Annotated in this window: 15 protein-coding genes and 1 tRNA gene; 5 read left to right on the forward strand and 11 right to left on the reverse strand. The window is 33.9% G+C overall.

Translation table 11 applies throughout. The features are described from left to right. Window positions 1–103 precede the first annotated feature (103 nt). Window positions 104–592, reverse strand: coding sequence for a serine protease inhibitor ecotin (gene eco / locus ACL9RH_RS09415; RefSeq protein ID WP_422693108.1), 489 nt, complete (start codon window positions 590–592; stop codon window positions 104–106). A gap of 152 nt (window positions 593–744) precedes the next feature. Next, window positions 745–6,660, reverse strand: a complete 5,916-nt coding sequence (locus ACL9RH_RS09420; protein WP_422693109.1) for an alpha-2-macroglobulin family protein — start codon at window positions 6,658–6,660, stop codon at window positions 745–747. 18 nt (window positions 6,661–6,678) lie between these two features. On the opposite strand from ACL9RH_RS09420, the gene ACL9RH_RS09425 reads away from it, so the two are divergent. The 4 genes from ACL9RH_RS09425 to ACL9RH_RS09440 all read left to right on the forward strand — a co-directional run bounded on the left by ACL9RH_RS09425 (window position 6,679) and on the right by ACL9RH_RS09440 (window position 9,159). Further along, window positions 6,679–7,434, forward strand: coding sequence for a hypothetical protein (locus tag ACL9RH_RS09425; RefSeq protein ID WP_422693110.1), 756 nt, complete (start codon window positions 6,679–6,681; stop codon window positions 7,432–7,434). A 3-nt stretch (window positions 7,435–7,437) separates the two neighbouring features. Further along, the gene (recF, locus tag ACL9RH_RS09430) at window positions 7,438–8,517 is read left to right on the forward strand and encodes a DNA replication/repair protein RecF (RefSeq protein ID WP_422693111.1); all 1,080 of its coding nucleotides are present in this window, start codon (window positions 7,438–7,440) and stop codon (window positions 8,515–8,517) included. Between the two features lie 73 nt (window positions 8,518–8,590). Next, a complete protein-coding gene (locus tag ACL9RH_RS09435; RefSeq protein ID WP_422693112.1) occupies window positions 8,591–8,887 on the forward strand; it encodes a hypothetical protein in 297 nt (98 codons plus the stop codon). Window positions 8,888–8,994: 107 nt separating this feature from the next. After that, a complete protein-coding gene (locus ACL9RH_RS09440) occupies window positions 8,995–9,159 on the forward strand; it encodes a bacteriocin-like protein (RefSeq protein WP_422693113.1) in 165 nt (54 codons plus the stop codon). Window positions 9,160–9,281: 122 nt separating this feature from the next. Here the strand turns inward: ACL9RH_RS09440 and ACL9RH_RS09445 are convergent, their stop codons facing one another. Genes ACL9RH_RS09445 through ACL9RH_RS09455 form a run of 3 tightly spaced genes read right to left on the reverse strand, consistent with a single transcriptional unit; the run spans window position 9,282 to window position 13,057 of the window. Beyond that, window positions 9,282–11,309, reverse strand: a complete 2,028-nt coding sequence (locus tag ACL9RH_RS09445) for a recombinase (RefSeq protein WP_422693114.1) — start codon at window positions 11,307–11,309, stop codon at window positions 9,282–9,284. A 13-nt stretch (window positions 11,310–11,322) separates the two neighbouring features. Further along, window positions 11,323–11,967, reverse strand: a complete 645-nt coding sequence (gene mtgA, locus ACL9RH_RS09450; RefSeq protein ID WP_422693115.1) for a monofunctional biosynthetic peptidoglycan transglycosylase — start codon at window positions 11,965–11,967, stop codon at window positions 11,323–11,325. A gap of 43 nt (window positions 11,968–12,010) precedes the next feature. Then, on the reverse strand, window positions 12,011–13,057 hold the full coding sequence (locus ACL9RH_RS09455) for an ABC transporter substrate-binding protein (RefSeq protein ID WP_422693116.1): 1,047 nt from the start codon (window positions 13,055–13,057) through the stop codon (window positions 12,011–12,013). A gap of 60 nt (window positions 13,058–13,117) precedes the next feature. On the opposite strand from ACL9RH_RS09455, the gene ACL9RH_RS09460 reads away from it, so the two are divergent. Beyond that, window positions 13,118–13,191 (forward strand) — tRNA-Arg (locus ACL9RH_RS09460). Between the two features lie 190 nt (window positions 13,192–13,381). Here ACL9RH_RS09460 and ACL9RH_RS09465 read toward each other — a convergent pair. The 6 genes from ACL9RH_RS09465 to ACL9RH_RS09490 all read right to left on the reverse strand — a co-directional run bounded on the left by ACL9RH_RS09465 (window position 13,382) and on the right by ACL9RH_RS09490 (window position 22,028). Next, window positions 13,382–13,546, reverse strand: coding sequence for a hypothetical protein (locus ACL9RH_RS09465; protein WP_047388376.1), 165 nt, complete (start codon window positions 13,544–13,546; stop codon window positions 13,382–13,384). Then, window positions 13,533–15,023 (reverse strand): recombinase family protein, encoded by a 1,491-nt coding sequence (locus ACL9RH_RS09470; RefSeq protein WP_312296912.1) that lies wholly within the window; start codon window positions 15,021–15,023, stop codon window positions 13,533–13,535. Before ACL9RH_RS09470 ends, ACL9RH_RS09465 begins: the two co-directional genes overlap by 14 nt. A 323-nt stretch (window positions 15,024–15,346) precedes the next feature. Continuing rightward, complete coding sequence (locus ACL9RH_RS09475) at window positions 15,347–17,899, reverse strand: DEAD/DEAH box helicase (protein WP_312296910.1); 2,553 nt, start codon at window positions 17,897–17,899, stop codon at window positions 15,347–15,349. Beyond that, complete coding sequence (locus ACL9RH_RS09480) at window positions 17,899–18,792, reverse strand: HamA C-terminal domain-containing protein (RefSeq protein ID WP_422693117.1); 894 nt, start codon at window positions 18,790–18,792, stop codon at window positions 17,899–17,901. Before ACL9RH_RS09480 ends, ACL9RH_RS09475 begins: the two co-directional genes overlap by 1 nt. 151 nt (window positions 18,793–18,943) lie before the next feature. Further along, a complete protein-coding gene (locus ACL9RH_RS09485) occupies window positions 18,944–21,712 on the reverse strand; it encodes a DEAD/DEAH box helicase (RefSeq protein ID WP_422693118.1) in 2,769 nt (922 codons plus the stop codon). Between the two features lie 61 nt (window positions 21,713–21,773). Further along, window positions 21,774–22,028 carry a caspase family protein gene (locus ACL9RH_RS09490; RefSeq protein ID WP_422693119.1) on the reverse strand — a complete coding sequence of 85 codons (255 nt, stop codon included), beginning with the start codon at window positions 22,026–22,028 and terminating at the stop codon, window positions 21,774–21,776. Window positions 22,029–22,065: the final 37 nt, after the last annotated feature.

Consider the following 22,065-nt stretch of genomic DNA (forward strand, 5'->3'; position numbering starts at 1 on the left):
TTCTTTGTGTTTCCTCTGGAAATCAAGATGTATATGGCTGTAGAAAACGAAAACTCCCCACATTACTGTGAGGAGTTTTCCGTTTATAATAAGCTTGCAAATTTTACTTTTGAACTGCTTTTTTCATCGTGTTATCAGGGCGTAATACTCTGTAACGAACTTCGATATCTTTTGGTACATAGAATACCAATGGCAGTTTGCTGTTGTATCTTACAATTTCAGGGTTTAATGAAACGAACTTTTTGGTCATTTTCTGGTTAAGACAGCCCATCAGCGTTCCTGCTGTTTCCCCTTTGGAATCTACTTCATAATAGTTGTATCCCCATCCCTCAAGATCTTTGGTTTTCATATCTCCCATCAGGAAATAGTTGTTACAGTCTAACATTTTTTCCATTCCTACAAAAAGTTCAACCTTTAAGTCCTTTTCATTTTTTTCAATGGGAAGCTGAATATACACTTGTTTATATCCATCTTTTGCTTTTGGGAACATTTCAATCTGCAGTTTTTCAAACCTTTCAGCTTTCTTTTGAGCAAAAGCATTTACACCGATCATTAAAATCAATCCTGTAATTAAAGTTTTAGAAAATTTCATCTTTTAATAATTTTTTTTAATTGATACTATTATAATTCCAAAAACCGTTCCAACGTTAAACAATTGTTTGATTTTTTTTATTTTATTTCTGTTCTAAGTGCCATCTTATAACAAAAAAGCTGTAGTAAAAATTACTACAGCTTCTTTATCATTTATTCTGAAATGGCAACATTACTTCCTTTCGTATGGGCATTCATTTGTGGTGCGTAGTAATTCTGCATGGTTGTAATTCCGTTGGAGAAATTTCCTGCAGCATTGGCTACAACATCGTATTCAAAAACATATTTTCCTTTCGGCATATATTGAATATAGAAGTTGGTAGAAGCATCTTTTGTAGACTGATAATAGCCAAGATTATTCTTCCACTGGTACCCTGATAATACGTCTAAAGGTTCAAATCCTGCAGCGCGCATATCTTTAATATGAATAAATTCCATTGCTCTGTCGGTATTCAGGATCATTCTTACCGTTACTTTATCTCCAACTTTCAACGGAGTTTCGGTAGATATTTTCTGAAGTTCTTCACCGTTTACGGTTTTTACTTTTTTATAAAGCTCTTTGGTTACCGAGATATAGCTTTCTGAAGATTTCACTTTGTCAAGATCTTCGTAATACTGCCAGAATAAACCTCCCTGAACAATCCCCGGACCAGGCTTCGTAACTGTAACAGTAGCCAGGTTTTTATCAATAGCATCTGTTTTTATGGTTGATTTCACATATCCAGTAGCCTGTGTTTGAGGAGTCAATTCTTTACCACCCCAAACTATTGTTGCTTTATCGCTTTCTGCACCCGTCCATGATTTTCCTGAATTCAGAATCGTGAAGATCACCTCTGAGGTTCCTCTTGAGCTTCCCCATGAGTTTACTTCTTTTTGAGTAATCAGCCAGATCTTCATATCTTCAATGAATTGCTGATCATTAGGTTTCAACTTATTGAAAGCTTCCAGGGCTCCGGCATGATTCACTACTTTTGAACCAAACCACCCCCAATCGTTTAGATTCTGTTTCCAGTAAACTCCTTGTGTTTTTGTATCGGTAGAGGTTTCTTTCAGGTAAGTCATTAGTTTATCAGATAATGTTTTCAGGTCGTAACTGTTCATCAGCAATGCAGCTCTGTGTAATCCGAAGAATGTAAAGTCTGTGATTTTTGCTGCTTTAGCTTTTTGTTTCACCAGCGATTTCAAAGTAGCTCCTTTTCCTGTTAACGGATATTCTTTTTCCCAGTAGTTTCTGGTATCAAGATAGTCGAGCGTCCAGTTATTCCAGATGTTTCCTTTCTTCGCATCTGCATATTTATTGATCTCAGTATCTACATATTTGATTAGTTTTGAAACCAGAGCCTTCTGATCTTCATTTTGGTAATCTTTTACATTATCTTTTAACCACGAATTGATTTTCCCAAGGTTTTTAAGAATATATAATGAAGTTCCATATGAACTTGGATATCCTTGATACCATGAGAATCCACCATCAGGGTTCTGCAATTCTCTGAAATCATCCCAATCCTGATTGATAGAGTTTTTCATCGTATTGGCATCAAACAGCAACGAAAGTTTCTGCATTTGTTCTCCTTCATTTTTACTTTCCAGGATCCAAGGTGTTTCTTCCAGTAAAAGCTGTTTTAATTCCTGATTTTTTTCAAGGTTTGAGTTCAGTAATCCTTTATTCTGATATTCTTCGAAAACGGACTTCATTTTAGGATTGGCTTTAAATATTTCGGAAGCCAAAACATCAGCAAACCATTTGTTGAAGATAACATCAGCAGAATTATTCTGGTCGTTTTTCAAACTTGGAAGTGCAAACATAATTTCCCAAATAGGATTGGTTGTCAGTTCCAGGGTATTGGAAACATTAGAAGCTGTTGTGGAAGTATTATTTTTAAGATTATCAATGACAAATGTTTTTGTTTCTCCTTCTTTTACAAATACAGGAACGGTATCGGTTACCAGCATTCTGTTGGGTAATATGGCGACTGCTTTTTGTTCTCCGTCTGAGTAGGCTCCAGCTTTTGCTACTACCTTCAGAATAATAGATGAGATGTTGTCAGGAACCTTCAATTTCCATGTAAGGGCTCCGTTTCCGTTTTCATTTAAATCAAAATTCTGAGTTCCTGATGACAGTCCGAATTTTGAAGAAATATTCTCGTTGGTAAAGGCATCTAAAATCTGCAACTCTGCGGATCCGCTCAGTTTTTTATTGGTAAGATTGGATAGTTTGGATTGTAGATTCAGTTCATCTCCTTCTCTCAGGAATCTCGGATAGTTTGGTGTTACTGAGAATTCTTTCTGGGTAACAACTTCTTTCTCCAATGTAGCAGCTCTGGCATCTTTAGTATGTGCAAGGAACATCAGTTTCCATTTTGTAAGGGCTTCCGGAGAAGTAAATTCAAAGTTTACATTCCCTTCTGCATCGGTTTTAAGGTCTGGATAGAAGAACGCCGTTTCATTTAGATTCTGGCGAACAGGAACTTTGTCCAGTTCTTTTTGTGTATCATCCTGGTCCAAAATACCGTCTGCATCAGTATCTACTTTCGGAGCTTTTACTGCTGCGGGAACTGCACCTACGGCAACTTCCATTTTATCTACCATTGCATCCTTTCTCATCATCATTCTAGCTTTTGATCTTACTGATGGCGCTGGCATTGGTGAATATCCTGCTGTCATTACAACATTATTCTTTCTCGGAAGATTTCCACGATAGAACTCGAATACCTCCCCTCCATCAAACCAGTTAAAACCAGGGATTTCTACAGAGTTACCGTCAAAATATTTCATTCTTTTCTGATAGGTGCTTTGCTCCAGATAATTCTGAATACCGTAGGAAACCACTCTCTTAACAGGTGAATACAGCCTGTTCCAGTTATAATTATTAGCCGCAAATTGATCCAGAGACATATCATACATATTGGCCAAAACCTCAGCATTGATTTTCTCTTTATCATTTCCTGTTACCTTTACACTCCATTTTTCTTTTGAGTTAGGCTCTATTTTATCTCTGAAAGTAACCGTTTCTATTTTTAAAGGACTTTCGGTATTTTTAATTTTTAAAACAACATTCTTAGTGTTGATGTCGTTAAATGCGACCATTTGAAACTGAATATTCAGTTCAGAAACTTCTTTATCTTTTGGAGCTTCAATTGTATATTCCAGCATTCCTTTTTTAAAGGCATGGGTTTCTGTAATTGTTTTTCCCGAACCGTTCTGTATAAAGACATTTACCAAAGCATCAGGAATAGCAGAAAACAGATAGATCTTCGCTTTTTCACCTCTTGCAATTTCGTCTTTTGGTGCAATTACGGTAAGGAATGTTTTTTGAGCAGGTTTTAACGTTGCCTTATCCCAAACACTGAAATATTGGGAAGATTTTATGGTATCTTTTCCTTCGATATTGAAAAGTTCAAGCTGATAATCTCCTGCTTCCAATTTGCCAAGATCCAGATTATTATCGGCGGAAGGCTGCTGTTGTCTTTCTACAAGAACTTTTTCTGTTTTCCAGTTTTTAATCTCATCATTTTTATCGAAAAGATCATGTGGGAATTTATTGATGAATTCTTCTTTTGAATATTTCGGAAGATTCTGAACTTCAAGTTTAAAATTATTACGGAAAACTCTATCTGGAGCTGTAAGCTTCGACAATTTCACCTGATAAGCTTTTTTAAGAAGCTGTTCGTTATAATTTTTGGTTTCTACTTTCAGTTTTACATTTTCATCAGCAAATGTGTCATTGATTTCATCTGCTTTAATGTAATGAGAAACTGAAGCTACTTTCAATTGGGTATTGGCAGACTGGGTTTCACCATTAATATCTGTAACGGAAGCATTTATTTCATAATTATCAATCTGAATACCTTCCAAGGTTTCATCCTTTTTAAGATCTAAACGAATGGTAAACTCTCCTTTTTCATTAGTTTTAGCTTCTCCCAGTATTGAGTTTTCATTATCATACACTTGTGGATACCAGCTGAAATACCTCCATCGTATATTATGTTTTTTTATTTCGTAATCTACCATGGTGTTGCTTAAAGCAACTCCTGAAAACATTTTAGCACTTCCTTTCAGTTCTATGACCTGACCATATTTATATTCTTCTTTTACAGGCTCGAAGGTAACTTCAAATTTAGGTCTTTTATACTCTTCAACACTAATTCCCTTATTGCCACGAGGTTCACCAATCGTTCTTAGGAAAAACATGCCATTCAGTTTACCTTTAGGAAGAATGAAACTTCCGTGGTAGGAACCAAATTCGTTAGTCGTAAATTCCTGTGTGGATAGTTCCTGATTATTAGCATCGTATAATGCAATTTTCTGCTTCAACCCGGACATCACCGTTTCTACTTCTTTTTCAATTCGGGTATTGATCACTTTGAAATATACCGTCTGACCGGGACGATAGATCCCTCTGTCTGTAAAAATCTGTGCCGTGGAGCGGGTTTGTTTATTAGGATCGTAATTTTCGTTGTAAGTATTGCTGCCATATACTTTCTTGATCTGGAAATCATTGGTTTTAGGCTGCTGAATCAGAAAAGTTCTGTAATAATCTTTGTTGGTAGTTGCAGGAAACTTAAAAACTCCTTTTTCATTGGTTTTTCCTTCTATCTTGCTTAAAGTATTATTGCCCACAAATTCATAAAAAATCAGATTTTCATTGGCTAGAAGTTTTCCATTCTCGCTGCTGACTAGTTTCAATTCGTTTGAAAGTGTATTTCGATCGGTTTTAGACTGATAGATCACTTGGTTTCCGGAAACTATAAAATGAAAATTCAGAGGAGAGTCACTATCTTTAGAGCTTTCTCCTGCAACACTATAGTCTACGAGATAAATACCTGACGGAAGAGGCTTTATTTCCAATGAGGTTTTATGAAGCTGGAAGTCTTTTGGATCTGTCAGTTCAAAAGTTTCTTTTCTTACCAGATTCTTCTTTATTTTTCCAAAAGTATTATTATAAGGATTTCTTATATAATCCATGAATGAAGTATAATCATCTTTTACTTCATAAATATTTAAAGTAAATGTAGAAACATTATTATACTCTGCTACAAAATGAATAGGAAGATTATTTTGAGTCTGAGATTCAAATTTGATATTCAGTGTAGGGTTGGTAATCTGCTCTTCTTTGTTCTTTATACTTTCGATGTATCGCGATTTTGGATACTCGCTTTTCGCCTGTTTAGCCACTGCAATGGCTTCTTTAATTTTATTTTTTGCAATAAGCTCATCCATCATATTTTCCATGATGATGACTTTATAATCTCCTGCTTCACTAGACTTCAAAATATTTTGATACTGTTCCAATCGATCTTTGCAATTAGTCTGATCACAGTTGGCCAGCATCTTTTCTTTCATCATATAAAGTTTGGCATTTCCGCTGTTCTGAGCAATCACTTCGTCATAAATAGCATTGATTTTAATATGATTTGCTGCAAGTTCATTTTTTGTGAAAATAAAATTGGAAGATAAAAAGTTTATTTTCTGAAGAGAATACCAGTCGTACAACGAAGGAAAATAAGCCATATCCTTTGTATCAGAAAAAACATTTTCATATTTCTTCAGAGAGATCTTTTTCATTTCCGCACTTCGAGAATCAAGCTCGCTGTAGGTCTTCGTTAAATAGTTTTTAAAATCAAGTCTACTCCACGTTTCAATCTGAGAAATATCCTGAGTATTGATATTGCTCATCGAATTTATTTTCCAGACATTATTATTATAGTAATCCTGAAAAAAATTGTTTAATAAAACCTCATAAAACAGTTTTTCGTCACCTTTCAGTTTTCCTTCTGCATCCTGTAGCTTTTTGAAAAATGTTGAAACAGAGTTATTCTGGTCATCATCAGAAGTTCGATTGATAATATTGAATTCAGATTTCAGAGCACTGATCAGCTGAAGAGTGTTATTTTCTTTCATAGCTTGGTTTTGTATGGCCAAAATAATGGGGAGATTAGACTTATAAGCTCCTTTGCTCGTGTTTTCATTGATTTTTTTCCACTGGTCTTCGTAATATTTTTGAGCAAAGACCGATGAAAAGCTCTGCATTACAAGCAAAAGCATAAAAATCTTGGAAAATATTTTCATATATATTATTTTTGATAAATGAACATCTTAAAAATACTGAAAAAAACTGTCATAGACAGCCAAATTTATGTCTCCTTAATGGGAACTCTTTTTGCAGTATTTTTTATGGAAGAGCAAAACACATTCCGTTTCCCTACTACTGTTCTGATTTTCATTACTTATTTCAGCGGTTATCTTTACACGAAATATCAGTATACAAAGCATTTTTTAAAAATATTAGCTTTAAATGCCGTTGCAGGAATTATCTGCGCCTGTCTGATTATCTATAACCATAATGAAATCCGCCTTCTGAAATGGTTTATTATTGTAATTCTGGGACTACTTTATAACAGCTTTTTCCTTGATATTTACATCAGAAAAATTCCTTTGCTTAAGGTATTTTATGTAGGATTAGTCTGGGCATTGGTCAACTGCTGGCTTACCCTTCCGGAATTTAGCGTTCCTATTTTTCTGATCAGCTTTTTCTTCATTACAGCATTGGTACTTCCTTTCGATATCCGGGATATGGAGAGTGATACGGTAAAAACTTTCCCTATGTTTATCGGGGTACAGAATACAAAATATGTCGCTTATGCTTTGATTTTCACAAGCAGTATGATTGCCATCTTTTGTCTTAAGTTTCCTTATGCAGTCTCATTTTTTCTGAGTACGATTATCTCTTATATTTTTATTTATTTCGCTGATAGCAAAAGGGATGACTCCTATTTTTCATTTGGAGTGGAAACTTGTTCATCACTTCCTTTTTTATTTTTGCTAATAATGGAGTATTTTTGACCCATGATTATCAAGAAGCTCTCCCTTTACAATTTCAAAAACCATTCAGAAAAAAAGTTTGAATTTTCTCCTCAGATCAATTGCTTTGTAGGCAACAACGGTGTGGGAAAAACCAATATTCTGGATGCATTGCACTATTTATCGGTAGGCAAAAGCTTTTTGGGAAATACAGACCTTAACAATATTAAGACGGAAGAGGATTTTTTCACCATTGATGCTGAAATTCAAAACGAAGACAGTGAGGACATCATCAGAATCACTCAACCGAAGGAAGCTAAAAAAGTCATTAAGAAAAATGATAAAAGCTACGACAGACTTGCAGATCATATCGGGTATTTGCCGAGTGTGATGATATCTCCTTATGACTCGAATTTGATATCAGATTCTGGAGAAAGCAGACGTAAGTTTTTGGATGCAATGATTTCTCAGACAGATTCAGAATATCTTTTTGACCTTATACAATACCAGAAAACCGTTCAGCAAAGAAATGCCCTGTTGAAATATTTCGCCAAAAACAGAACCTGGGACAAAGATTCTCTTGAAATTTATGATGATCCAATTACCCGTTTTGGAACCAAAATCTATCAGAAAAGAAAAGAATTTGTAGAGCAGCTTAATCCTATTGTTCAGAATTTTTATCAAATCATTTCGGGTGGTAAAGAAACTGTATCGGTTATTTATGAGTCTCATTTGCTTGAAAATTCTTTTGAGGAACTTTTAAAACAAAGTCTTGAGCGCGACCGTATGCTGACCTATACATCAAAGGGAATTCATAAGGATGATCTTCTGTTTGAAATGGATCATGTTTTGATAAAAAAAATAGGTTCCCAGGGACAGCAGAAATCCTTCCTTATTTCTTTAAAACTAGCCCAGATGAGTCTTGTGAAAGAACTTACGAAGAAAACGCCTATTCTTTTGTTAGATGATATTTTCGATAAACTTGATGATACAAGGGTTTCACAACTTATTGAGCTTGTGAACAAAGAAAGTTTCGGACAAATCTTCATTACAGATACTCACAGAGAACGTACGGAAAGTGTCGTAAAGAAAATTAACGAAGAAAGTATCATTTTTGAATTATAATACAAAGGCTTTTTCCTACCCACATTTTTTAAAGGCCAAGGATTAACGATTCAATTTATAGAGAGAAAATAACATGAAGAAGAATAAAAAACGTGAATATCAATCTTCAGAACTGGTAAAATCTTTTGCCAGAATTTATGGTTTTGAAGATAAGCTGGTTGCATTTGAGATCAAAGATTTTCTGGAAGATTATCTTGATGAAAGCCTGTTTAATGAAATCAGAAGTGTTAACCTTGAAAATGGCTTTATCATTATCAAAATAGATTCTCCATTACTGAAGCATGACTTTAAAATGCGTAAAAGCTTCTATCTGAAAAAATTTCAGGATAAGTTTGGCGAGGACAAGTTTCATGATCTTCAAATTTTATAAAATCTCTCCTGTTTATCAATATTATGCGCTATTATTAATTAAAATAATTCCACTTTATATCTAAATAAAGTGATATATTTGAAACTGATAAACAAACCATTTTTAATATGAAAAAAGTACTTACTTCAAAGAAGTTATCCAGAAACAATTTAAAAGCCATTCAAGGAGCAGGACAAATGGTATGCTGTGCAGTAAGCTGTGGAGATCCAAGCCAATGTATTTTCTGGGAGCAATTACCTGCAGAATGTCCAGATCTTCCTTATTGTCTGTAAAATTCATAAAACTGCAGCAATTGTATAAACTATTATAATATACAGGCTCCAAAAACAAGTAAGAGGTTTTCTCAATTCTGAGAAAACCTCTTACTATTTATATTCATAGCTCATAAAGCTAATTAATGCTCTTCTTTATTTGAAATTGTACTGCTCATCAAATCATCTGCTTTTTTATCCAATCCTGAACTTAGCGGAATGAAAAATTTCAAAGGATGTTTGATAAAGTAGCTGAAAATCTCTTTATAAATCTCACTTACCTGCCCGAAATTCATTTTTCTTGATCGGAATGCCAAAAACATGGATAAACTAAAACTTACCAAAAAGTTAAAGAATCCTATCAGAAATACAGTAACAAAAGAAATCCAGAAGGTATAGGAATCAACCGAAAAATCTTTTCCATAAAGACCTAATGCGAAGTTTCCTGCTGCAAATGTGATGTGTCTGATATCTAAATCCAGTCCAAAAAACATTCCTACCGGAGCGGTTGCCCCCAGAAAAACTCCGAACCAAAAATTAGAAACAATTCCCGGCCAGTTCTTAGCATAATATTTTGAAAGCCCTTTTGCGAATTTCTTTCCAAAAAAGCTTCTTATAGACAAATTTTTTGCAATCCTCTCTGGAATCTGATAAAAAACAGAGTTATTCCCGATATTTCCAGAAATAATCCCGGAAATAAAAAGATAGAACCCTGCAATACTTGCGTGTAAAATAGCTTTTGACTGGAAAGGATCCAAATCTTTTAATAATTTATCCGATCTTTCTACAGCGAGATTCTGTGAAAAAAACACATCCAATCCGTAAATAATGGCCAATGCAATTGGAAATGCCAGCAAAACATTTCCTACAAAAGCAATAAACTGGCTTCGGAACAGTTTGGACACCAAATGGGCAAATTCGGTATTATTCCTTTGACTGTTTCCTTGTTCTGAAAGTACTTTGGTCATGGTAGCCGCTGTCATTGCCGGCTGTTTGGTAGCAAGGGTGAATCCCATCAGATAAATCATGACAAACCCCATCGCATAGTTCATAGAATATAAAAATGCGTGTGAAAAATCACTTCCCGGAATATAACCGTACAGCATTTTCAGAACACAGAGTGCTCCGACAATAATACCTCCACCACTCGCTTTATAGAACATGGTCATGTACTCTTTGCGGGTAGATGTTATGTAATGTGTTCCTGTTTCTGCTGTATGATTAGTAATAAGGTGTGAAATTAATCTGGTACTGTCATTGATCAGATCAGCAATATTATTTTTATGAGATTTGTAGCTCAATATATTAAATGCCAGTTGTTTGGATTTAATCAGAACATCTTCTTCATTATCAATTACTAATAATTGTACGATATCATAAATTCTTTCGGTCTGCTGGCGAATTTTCAATAAGGATTGGTTGATTTTCCCTGAAATACCATATTTAGCCGAATTTTTAAATGCTATATTAACAAATTCGAGACATTGTTCTGTATAAATTTTGATCTGCTTATAACGGCTATCTTTGGAATGAAGCTGTAATTCCGGGTCTTTTACAAGATCATCGGCTAATGTTTCCAATTCATTCTGTAAAGCCAGAAAGGGGTTGTCCAGATTTCTGTATTGAGGAGCCATTCTCACCACTTCCACTTCCATCGCCATTCCCGTAACCCTCCATGAAAGGATATTCATTGAGAAAATAAGTTCTTTTTTCACATTGGGTCTGATGATAAAATCAGCGGCACCCAAAATAGTCAGAAACTCATTGATTTCGTTCTCTGGAAGATTGTGTAAGTATTTTAAATCCTTTTTGGGTCTCAGACTGACATTATCAATCATATACCAAACGGTTTTTTCGTTCTCTACCGGTGGAAGAACTTTATTCAGGATTCGTTTTTTAAGCTCCGGAAAGAAAGCATTTTCCGAAAGAATATTGGCTTCTGTAAGAGACAGATTGAAAGGTCTTCCTTTAAAAATATTGTGAATATAATATTTAAAGTTTTCGGCAAAATTCGGATTGCTCCGAAAAAAATTAAGCACATCGGTAAAGTCTGCCAGTTTAATGCTTTCTAAAAACTCGGCAAACGGCTCTAAAGAAAGAGTTTCGTTCTTAAAAGAAAAGTACTTTTTAAGAACTGACTCAAAATTTGTGCTGGAATTAAAGAATTTCATTAGTACAAAGATACTATTTCAAACTCACATTCCTCATCTGTCTCATGATCCAATTATGTTTCTTCCTTAAATAAGGGGATGGATTCTTCGGATCATATTTCTTTGGATTCGGCAGTACAGCGGCTATCCATGCTGCATCTGAAACGCTTAGATCTTTAGATGATTTTCCAAAATAATACTGAGCAGCGGCTTCTACCCCAAAAACGCCCTGCCCCATTTCAATAGAGTTCAGGTATCTTTCAAGGATAATATCTTTACCCCATACTTTTTCTATAATAAAGGTGTAAACAGCTTCCAGTCCTTTTCTCACCCAGCTTCTACCCTGCCATAGAAAGACATTTTTGGCCGTTTGCTGTGAAATGGTACTTCCTCCTCTGATCTTTTTTCCTTTCTCATTATTTTTCATCGCTTTTTCAATAGCGGTATAATCGAAACCGTCATGATTGAAGAATTTCTGGTCTTCTGAGGCAATCACAGCCTTTTTCACGTTGCTTCCCATTTCGTCATAAGAGATATAGTCTCTGTGCAGTTTTCCGTACTCAAAAAGCCCTCCAATCTGGGTAATGGTAATAGGTGGGTTAAAAAATCTTCCCCAGATGATAAAAACTACATTCAGAACAAGAATGATGAAGATAAGTTGTTTAATTTTTTTCCACATAACTTTATAAAAAGGAAGAGCAAAAATAAGCAAATAGTATGAGTTACTGCAACTCTTTCATATAGGTAAGCTGATAATCCGGCAAAAGTTCCGGATGAAAGATCTTAATATAATCTTTTAGGATAAGATCTGCCCTTACTACACCACTTTCAAAGAAATCATTAGCTTTCAGTTTTTCTTTTCCGGCAATGGTATATATTTTTCCTTTATTGAATACATCCAACTTTCCGTAAAAAGGATTCATACCCAACATTTCTTGTTTGGAAGTATGACTTCCCGCATTTACCCAATACTGAACACCACCAGTTTTAGCATATACTTCTTCAAAGCTCATCGTTAAAGCTTTTTCGTCTTTATTATCCTTCATAATATAATGAGCATTGGCATCTGAAATATAATGAGCAACAGAAGTATTTCCACCTGGAAGGTACCAAACATCACCATACATTTCATTCGCCAGTACCACAGGTTTGTCTTTAGCTGTAAGAGCCAGCTTCTTCAGATCATTGTAGTTCTTTTCAATTTCCTGATATTGAGTTTCTGCTTCTTTTTCTTTGCCTAAAAATTCGCCAAAAAGCTTGATATAAGCCGTTTTCTGCATCGGTTGCTGCTCCATATATTCATCCAGGAATATTACCTGAATTCCGTTATTTTTCAACAGCTGGTAAGCATTTTCAAAGCTTGCGACATAATTGGTAAAAACAGCATCCGGTTTCATCGCAATAATTTTTTCCACATCATATTTCTGTTCGCTTCCTACATTTTGAATTTTTCCTTCTTTCAGCAGATTTTGAATTTTCTCCGAATAAATGTATTCCGGACTTGAAACTCCTATAATCAGATTTTCTGCTCCAAGTTCTGAAATATACCCCGCCATACTGGCATTTAGGAGAATTATTTTTTTGAAAGGAGTCTGATTTTTCTCAAAATTATAGTTAAAATTTCCGGATTTTAATTCAAGAACACCATCGTGCTCCTTAAACTGAGTACGATTTGAGATATTTGTCCAATCTGAGGACGAAATTTTTGTTTCTCTTTTACAGGCAATTAGCGAAAATACCGTAAATAAAAGTAAAATTTTCTGTTTCATGTTTCAAAGAACGGAAAAAAGTGGTATATTTGCAACCGTTAAACAACAAGATAACAAAAAGGGCTCGTGGCGCAACTGAATAGCGCATCTGATTACGGCTCAGAAGGTTACAGGTTTGAATCCTGTCGAGCTCACTTAATGAGACAACTATTTGATAGTTGTCTCTCTTTTTTTACACATAAAAATCTCTATATCAAGCTTTTACGGCCTGACATTTTATAGTTTGAATTTTTTGATGTGAAATCCCTAGTCCACCTGAAACAGACAGTCTAAAAGTGCTCTATCAGAGATTTCATCGGTATTGAAGCGTAGTTTGAAATCCCATTAAGGTTCTAGTATTTTTTCCTCTTTTGGCTTATTGTAACTTTTTGATACTAAATATAGTAATTCTAATATAATTTTAGCTTCTTTCTCATTTACCTGAACTCCATTCTTAGCTAAAAGAATAATCGCTTGTTCAACTGAAACATTCTTATCAATAAAATTCATTTTTCTTATTAGTTTTTCGGTTACTTTTTTTTGAAAATATTTTTAAAAATGCTTGATTCAAGTCCAAAGAAAGATCTCCTGTTTTATAATCAATATCAACTGGTGGAATAAGACTCACAAGACTTTTTTTATCTGAGGTGTCAAACTCGGAAAATTTTCGAAAAACTTCGACTATTTCTTTATCTTCTATTTGATCCTTTTTATCAATAGCTTTTAATTTAAGAAAAATATCACGCGCTTCCTTCTTAAGATGCCTAATGTTAACTTGATTCTCTTTTTTTAATTCATTGTAGTCATCAATTTTTAATACTCCTGCTAAAAACAACTTTCTGCCTCTAGAAAGAACTTGCCCCTCTTCTTTTATTTTTCTCTCAATTAAATTTTGATTGTACAAATAACTTGCTTTCAGTGTCTTTATATTCTGGTCTTGTAAAATACATTTAAATAAGTCAATTGTATTATTTGATAGTATTAATTGCTGAAGCTTATTTTGATAACAATCATTCAGAAAAACTGCGTTTATCCTTGTCCTACAGCGATCATGACAATGATAATATGGGTATTTTTTTGAACTTCCTTGTGCAATACTTCCACTGAGCTTTCGATCACAAACAGGACAAGTTAAAAAACCTCTGAGAAAAAACAGCTCTTTTAAATCATCTTTTTTAGAAGTAGTTTTTCTTTTCGTATTAATAATAGACTGAACCTGATAAAATAACGATTCAGATATTAAAGGTTCGTGCAAACCTTTTATCATTTGCTCTTCACTAGAGTTAAGTTTGACTGATATAAGCCCACAATAAACTGGATTCCTTAAAATTCTGAAAAAGTGTGACCGTGAGCATATCAATCCTTTCTCATTAGCCATTATCATGATTTCAGAAATCTTATAATCGTTCTGGGCAGCTTGATGAAAAGACCACTTTATAATATCCGCTTCAGGTTCTTTAGGAGCAATAGTTTTTTTACCATCCATTAATGTCAAATTAATAAATCCAATAGGTGCTTTGTTAGGATACCTACCCATCAATTTCGCTCGACGAATGCCATTTGCAGTATTTTGAGCTCTCCGGGTATTTTCTGCTTCTGGAACAGCTAAATATACAGCCAACATAACCGTGCTTTCCGGCACAGAGAAATCAATTGGTTGATCAATAGCCATTGCTATCGTTTTATATTTTCTAAGCTTTCCAATCATTTCGTAAGCATATTCAACATTACGACTAAATCGGTCCCATTTGATAAATAATATGCTCTTGTCTTCTCCTGATGATTTCTTTTTAATTTCTGAAAATAATTCTTTCCACTCTGGTCGGTTGAAATTTTTGGCAGAGTAGTCTTCACGATAGATTCCTTTGACTTCAATATTGTTATATTTACAATATTTCAATAATCTATCCTCCTGTTCTGGTAAGGAATATCCTTTTCTTTTTTGTTCATCTGTACTTACACGGACGTATAGATAGGCTGACTTCATATAATTAATGTATTAATTTGATTTACAAATTAATATTTTTAACCATATGAAATGATAAACAAAAAGTAATTTATGCCGCATTAAAGTAAAAAGGAAATTCAGCAGAAAAATTGGTATAATTTGGAATTTGGCTACACATTAATAGTAAATCCTAATTATGCAAAGCTGTATCCTACAGTGAGACAGGTAATCTTTCACTTTTTATAATCTCTGAAACTGTCAACCGAATATTATTCAGCCAGCTCCTCATGTAATTCTCAAGATCCGTTCTCCATCAAGATTTTCGTTATTTAAATGGTAATTAGTGACATTAAACTATCTTTTTATAGTGTTCTTTTAATTTCTTCAAATTCTAGTGATGTTGATCTAAATTCATTTAGTAAAAGTGCTTTATTTACACCAACTAGTTTATTATCTTTCAATATCAACGACTTTCTATGATTCCTAAAAATTTTAATTGCAGTATTCCTAGATAACCCGATATTCTGCAAAGCTATCACCTGTGGTATTTGTGTTCCATATTCCAAGAGTGTTGCCCAATTATCTCCGGCTTTGTTCTCTCCTATAATAGCCACCAAAATTTGATAGTAATGATTGAAATACTTTTCTAGAATATAGCGAAGAACATATTCAATGTCATCGATAAGCTTCTCAATTAGAGCATTTATATGCTTTCTATTTGTCTTATCAAATACTTCATACTCTCTAAAATCAACTTCTATCTGATATCTATTATCATGATTGTAGTCGATAGATTGACTTATTATCTGGCTTAAAGAAAATCCCTTAACCCATTGGTTCATCAGCACTGCGTAGTATTTTAAACTGTTTACATTTGCAAGCTTCTTTTCTGTTTTATCCCACGAATACAATCTGTGAAAATCGATCAATACCTTAAGGATGCTCTCATATTTTATACCCCCACTGTTAGGTAATATACTATTTTTTGATTTTGATACAGCTTTGTAAATTCTTTCCTGAATCTCAAAATTGATGGTTTGATTGAACTTTAAGATCGACTTTGGAATCTCAAAATTAATAATACCTTGCTTCGCCAAATCGATGAGCTTTTGCTTATTATCTTCAATCAACTTATCAATTATTGGACTTTTATAATTAGCTGTAGTTTCTAAAGTGTCAACTTTAATGATATTTGCAATATATTTTAATATTTCTTTCTCTACTTCAGAACCAGATTTTATCTCTTCATTTTTAAGTGCCTTTTCGATTTTCTTAAGATTATGATCAATCTTCGTCAGAATAGTTGGTTGCAGTTTAATATCCTTTCTTATCAAAACATCCTTATCAACCCATTTAAAATCCTCATACTGAACACAAAAAATATTACCTTCTAATTCTCTTGTCAATCTTCCTGCCCTTCCAGAAAGATTCCAAAAATCAATTGGTGACAAAGTTGTTTTCGAACCACTTCTATTATCTATAATAAAAATATTCTGTGTAGGCATATTAACTCCTTCCAATAATGTTGAAGTACAAAATACATAGCGAATCTCTTCCTTTTGGTATAAATCTTCGATCAAATTTCTTATCAACTGGGGCAATTTTCCATAGTGATATGCCACTCCTTTTTCTATAAAATCAACTAAGTAATATTCCGGATGGATGTATTCTTTAATATTTTTTATTGCCTGTTCAACAAGTTCACTCTGCTCATTTCTTGGAAGTAACTTTGAAAGCTCAATTGCTTTATTCACCGTATTCCTCTTGGAATAACAATAGATGAGATTATTTTTATCAGCTCCAATGAACTTGATAAATTTTGTAATTGAATAATCCTTGCTATCATCAAGTATGTCCTGCAACTTTAAAACTGAATTATTGGAATAAGACTCAACCTCTTTAGTCTCAAGGTTAACAAAATAAATATTTTGAGATACGGGAGACTCTCCTGTTCTAAATGAATTTTGTATATCCCTATTGAACAGTCTCAAAAATATTTCAGGGTTGGAAACATTTGGGGAAGAAAAATACAATTTAACATTCCCATACTTTTTCTGAACTTTTTCAATAGCCGAATAAGTCGTAACACTACGGGCATCTTTATCATTTGCTAATTTGTGTGCCTCATCAATAAATAAAAAGCCTATTGGAGGATTTGTATCTTGTGACAAATAGCTAAGAAGCCGCTCTGGGGTTAAAACAAAAATATAATTGTATTTTTCTTCAGTTAAAATATCAGATACATTTGAATTAATAAAGATTTTATATTTATAAGTGTCCAGAAGCTCATGAAGTTCATTTTTTAAATCAGAAAAAAATTGATTGATAAGAGCTCTGGTGGGTACAATGATCACGATATTTTCTGGTGGACTGTTCTTTATCACCTTTTTGATAAAAGATTTGATGATAAAAGACTTGCCCATGGAAGTCGGTCCGGAAAAACTGAACTCGGTACTTTTGGACAGCTTATTAAATAACTCAAATTGCGTGTCTGTAAAAATCATTCCGTTTCCATCTGGAGCCTGCTGTATCAATCGTTTAGATTCGGTTTCAATTTCCCTAAAAATTGGCAGAACTGCAATATTTTTGTTTTTATTTTCCAAATAATTAATCGCCGGAAAATTACCTAGTTTACTAAATATAGCTTTTGATACTGTTCTGTACACTTCGTTATCTTTGTAATCTTGATTCAGAGAGGCAACAATTTGATAAGATCTATTTCTCGCTTCAGAATTTTTAGAGTTGGATAAAATGTCTGCAAAACGCAAAGTGTCCCTCAACTCTTTTGTGGTAAATTGAACCCTGTTTGATTTTTTGAACAGGTTTTGCGCAGTTACCAAAGAACATTTATTAAACAAAGCATTGAAGTATTCATCTCGTAAAATATCCTCAGTCAGTTTATCGATAATTTTCATCACTCAACTATTTTTCCAATGATATGTTTTCTTTTATTTTGAAGGTCTGAGAAAGGAATGACATAGATATAAAACTGATACCCCGTATAGTCGCTTTTCTTTAGCTGATGATTCAACGAATTCTTCGCTTTAAGTACTTCTTTCTTGATCTTCTCTCTTATATTTTTACGGAAGTCTGAATTATTAAGTTTGCTTTCCTCATCTGTAATGGGAATATCAAAGCCCAAAAATATTCCGAAGGAATAATCCAGATATGTATCATCCTCCTTTGCACTCGGAATTATGATCCTTTTTAGCATTTCATAAGTTGTCTGATCATAAGCCTCTTTAACGAGTTCACTATTTATCAGGTCAATTTCAAACTCCAACTTTGATGTGGATTTTAGAAATTTGCTAATTGACCCAAAAGCCTCGTATACACCTTTACTGATATCAGAGTTAAGTTTTGATTCACCAAGAACGATTTGATAGTCTGTATCTGAGAGCTTTAAAAGGTGTACACCATCAGCTCCCTTGATATAATCATTGGAATTGGTTTTTAATTCCAATTTGGTAAGGATTTTTGGAGCATTTAAATGAGATTCAAGTAAACAGTATAATAAAATTTCGCCAAGTTCACCCTCGTTATCAGCATGATGTTTCAGTTTAGCTTTTGCCTTTTTTACAAGATCATTGAATTTATCTGCTTGTTTTAACTCATCAACTTGCTTACGAGAGAGAGCAAAATAACAAAGTTTGTTTCCAAGTTCATTTATAAGCTCGTCATAGCTAAATGCATTATTTTTGACCTTTAAAGTAAAAAGATTTAATGTATTATTATTTTCAAGCGCTTCATTGCACAGGTCATTATAAAATAAATCTAAAAAATCATCTTTTATGTTCTTCTCAATCATTAATAGCTATATGGTATTAGTAAGCACTAAGTTAATAAATTAGTGCTTAAAGTTGATCCTTTCTTTCATTTTCGTGCTAAAAATAAACTAAATTTCTATCGAATCATTACTGTTTCCCGTAATAGAATCCAATATACTATTGACAATAACTCTACTCTTTATAAAGTGGAATCTCAGGAAACTCTATTCTAGTTGATTGTTCTTGAATATTTTGTTCAATCTTAAATCTTATTTCTTCAACCTTATCATTAGAAAATATCTCTAATAAAATTCGCTCATCAGTAGCACTAAACTGATTAGTAGTCATTATCCCTCTTTTTAATAATTCAAGATATTCACCTCGATTTAAAGTTCTTCCTAAAATTTTTGCTAATTCTATAATAGACGAGGGAACACCTAGTTCTAGTCTTAAAAGTAATTTGGGAATTCTTTCAGTTAGCTTAATATCCGATTTTAGTATTTCAGTTATGCCAGCAACAATAGGAAGTACATCACAAACTCGTGAAACTATTGCTCGTATTGCACCTGCAGCAGAGTTGTCTCGACTGTGCTGCATAAGAAGAGCCTCCATTTCCACCAATTGCATATCTGTTATCCAAAGTAGGCAAGCCATCGTTTTCTTTGATTTCGATGTAGTCTCAATATTATCCTTTGAATATCTTGAAAATGCATTTATCAACTGAGAAGGAATTCGCTGTCTTTGTATGGCGTCACTCCATGTATGTGGCTCTTTATAAATGCTTTTTTTGTTTATAGGCATATATACTTGCTGTAATTCTATAGTAAGTTGAGTTATTCCCAATAATACAGGATCAGAAATGAGCTCTGTAGGGATTTGTTGCAAAGTATTGATAATACGGATAATAGATTCAACTTCAATTCCTGAATCTCCGGCTATTTTTCCTATTGTAGTGGAATGAAAATAGCTTTCATCATCCATTTCTATTAGCTGATGATAAGTAAGTTCATTTAAGGCATCATCAATATCTCTTGAACTCCAGTTCCATGTGTTATATTTTATTTTCTCTTGATAAGCCCCAAAACTTTCTGTTAAAAATCCAATAATTTCAGACCTACTCATTCCTCTTTTGGACTTGGATGCAGCCAGTACTCTTAATACCAACGAGCGACTATCTGTATTCTTTGAAACAAAATTAGATTGCATATCTTCCGGGGTTCCCAAAACATAGTCTTGCCAGTAAGTATGTTCTGCGATTGAAGTTGTTGCAATCAAAAAAGAGTATCCTCTATCAGCAAATCCTAACCGACCTGCTCGACCTATAATATTTTTATATTCAGAAACTGAATAAGGAATATTACCTGGATGAGTCAGACCAGAAATGATGACCGCTTCCGCCGGAGTATTAACTCCCATAGCTAAAGTTGTAGTCGCTGCAATTATTTTTAACCCTGAGTGTTTGCTTCTAAATTGATCTTCTATAACAGATCTTTCCTTAGCGTCAAGATCCGAAATATGAAAAGCAACTCCCTTATTTAATGTTTGTATTAGTTTCTGAGTGGAAATAGAAGGGTCATTTTGTGGCAATAAATCGATTGCATCGGAAGCCGGCTGTAAATCTAAATTAGTAGCCAAGTACATTGCACAAGCTTGTGCTTCTGATTTTGTCTCTCGGAAAACAATAACGTTTTTACCTTCGTTAACTAACTTCTGAACCAACGGGATTATAATATCCTGACTGGATCCCTTCCTAAAACTGGGCCTTATAAGGTTTGTTGTAATTTCATCCCCTGTATCAGATTCAATATATCGAAAATCACCATTGAGCTTTATAATTCCTTCATTTAGAGGAATTGGTCTTTCAGTATGTAGTAACAGACGACCACCTAACCACCTTTCTAATCCATTTAAATCACCAATTACTGCGGACAAAGCTATAATCTGAGGTTCAACACCTTCTCTACGTTTAAGTTTTAATAATGTTAATATAAATTCTAAGTTTAATCCTCTGTTTTTATCAGCTATCATTTGAGCTTCATCTACTATGACAGTTCCAATTTGATTAAGGACATAAGGATTAGCTAATATAATGGCTGCAAACTTTTCATAAGTCATCAAGCATATATCATACTGTCCTTTCATCAATGGTATAATATCGTCAGTAACACTTTCTCCTGTAGCTTTGATTGTTTTAATATCAAAAGATGCATATGTCTCGTCAAAATGCCTTAACTTATCATTTACCAATGCCTTTAGAGGAAGAAGAAATACAGCTCTTTTTCTTTGTAAAACTCCATATATAGCAGCAAGCTCTCCTATCATTGTTTTACCAGAAGATGTAGGTGCGGAAACTACAAGATGGTTACCCGTAAGAATGCCATAATCATTAATTGCATCTACCTGCAATTGATTTAGTGATGGTATCTTAGACTTCCATGCTTCTATAATGCCATTAGGGAATCCAAACTCCAGCAAGGATTCGATACTTGCATCCACCAATGAAATGTTCCTTTCTGGAAAAGCTTCTTTGTACAATCTACCTGGTTTAAAGACAGGGAAACTAATCTCTTCTGTTATTTGTCCTAACAACATGGGATTTTGCTCAGCACCTAATTCACCAGCAGAGTTCTTAACACTTGATGTAACATACTCCAATAAACGGTATATACCTATTTTTTGATCTTTTCTTACTTCATTTGCTCCTTGCAATGCCTCTAGCAGATGGTAAGTCAATAAACCATGACCTAACTTTCCATTTTCCCATGCAGGTTCGGTAGCCTTTGAGGCAGTTAATATAACTCTGCCACTACCTGAAAATTGTTTTATTAGTTCTTCTCCAGATTTAAATTCTCTTGAAGCAAAATTTACCTCTAATGCTTTTGCTCCCATTCCTCCTGAAAAACAGCAGTCAATAATACATATTAATTGTCTTGCGGGAATATTTTTAAACCATTCTGCCAAAGTATCCAGTGCAATTGTCGTTGAGCCGATATCGTTAATATTTGTATCGTAGGTTACTAATTCATGGGTATTTTGTACCGTGCCCTGAAAAAGAAAATATTACAATATCGTCATCTGCACAATTGGATAGCTCTTTAACTCGGGATTCTATCGAATCTCTTGTTGCATTTTCATCGAATATCAAATGAAAATTTCCCTGAAGATTATCAGAAAACAAAGAATATAATGCAACTGCATCTCGTCTTGCACAAGAAAGCCAATTTATTGAAGGAGATTGAAACCTATCAATGCCTATAAATATACCGTGGATTTTCATTTGAATACAAAGGAATAGTATTTAATATACTACTATT

It is taken from the genome of Chryseobacterium sp. Mn2064, assembly GCF_049319685.1.
GTDB lineage: Bacteria > Bacteroidota > Bacteroidia > Flavobacteriales > Weeksellaceae > Chryseobacterium.

Bases quoted from the DNA above. Each gene is read 5' to 3' on its own strand.
- mtgA (WP_422693115.1), bottom strand. From the start codon at position 11,967: ATGTGGAAAAAAATTAAACAACTTATCTTCATCATTCTTGTTCTGAAT.
- ACL9RH_RS09440 (WP_422693113.1), top strand. From the start codon at position 8,995: ATGAAAAAAGTACTTACTTCAAAGAAGTTATCCAGAAACAATTTAAAA.
- ACL9RH_RS09475 (WP_312296910.1), bottom strand. From the start codon at position 17,899: ATGAAAATTATCGATAAACTGACTGAGGATATTTTACGAGATGAATAC.
- ACL9RH_RS09470 (WP_312296912.1), bottom strand. From the start codon at position 15,023: ATGAAGTCAGCCTATCTATACGTCCGTGTAAGTACAGATGAACAAAAA.
- recF (WP_422693111.1), top strand. From the start codon at position 7,438: ATGATTATCAAGAAGCTCTCCCTTTACAATTTCAAAAACCATTCAGAA.
- ACL9RH_RS09420 (WP_422693109.1), bottom strand. From the start codon at position 6,660: ATGAAAATATTTTCCAAGATTTTTATGCTTTTGCTTGTAATGCAGAGC.
- ACL9RH_RS09490 (WP_422693119.1), bottom strand. From the start codon at position 22,028: ATGAAAATCCACGGTATATTTATAGGCATTGATAGGTTTCAATCTCCT.
- ACL9RH_RS09435 (WP_422693112.1), top strand. From the start codon at position 8,591: ATGAAGAAGAATAAAAAACGTGAATATCAATCTTCAGAACTGGTAAAA.
- ACL9RH_RS09445 (WP_422693114.1), bottom strand. From the start codon at position 11,309: ATGAAATTCTTTAATTCCAGCACAAATTTTGAGTCAGTTCTTAAAAAG.
- ACL9RH_RS09465 (WP_047388376.1), bottom strand. From the start codon at position 13,546: ATGAATTTTATTGATAAGAATGTTTCAGTTGAACAAGCGATTATTCTT.
- ACL9RH_RS09455 (WP_422693116.1), bottom strand. From the start codon at position 13,057: ATGAAACAGAAAATTTTACTTTTATTTACGGTATTTTCGCTAATTGCC.
- eco (WP_422693108.1), bottom strand. From the start codon at position 592: ATGAAATTTTCTAAAACTTTAATTACAGGATTGATTTTAATGATCGGT.
- ACL9RH_RS09425 (WP_422693110.1), top strand. From the start codon at position 6,679: ATGAACATCTTAAAAATACTGAAAAAAACTGTCATAGACAGCCAAATT.
- ACL9RH_RS09480 (WP_422693117.1), bottom strand. From the start codon at position 18,792: ATGATTGAGAAGAACATAAAAGATGATTTTTTAGATTTATTTTATAAT.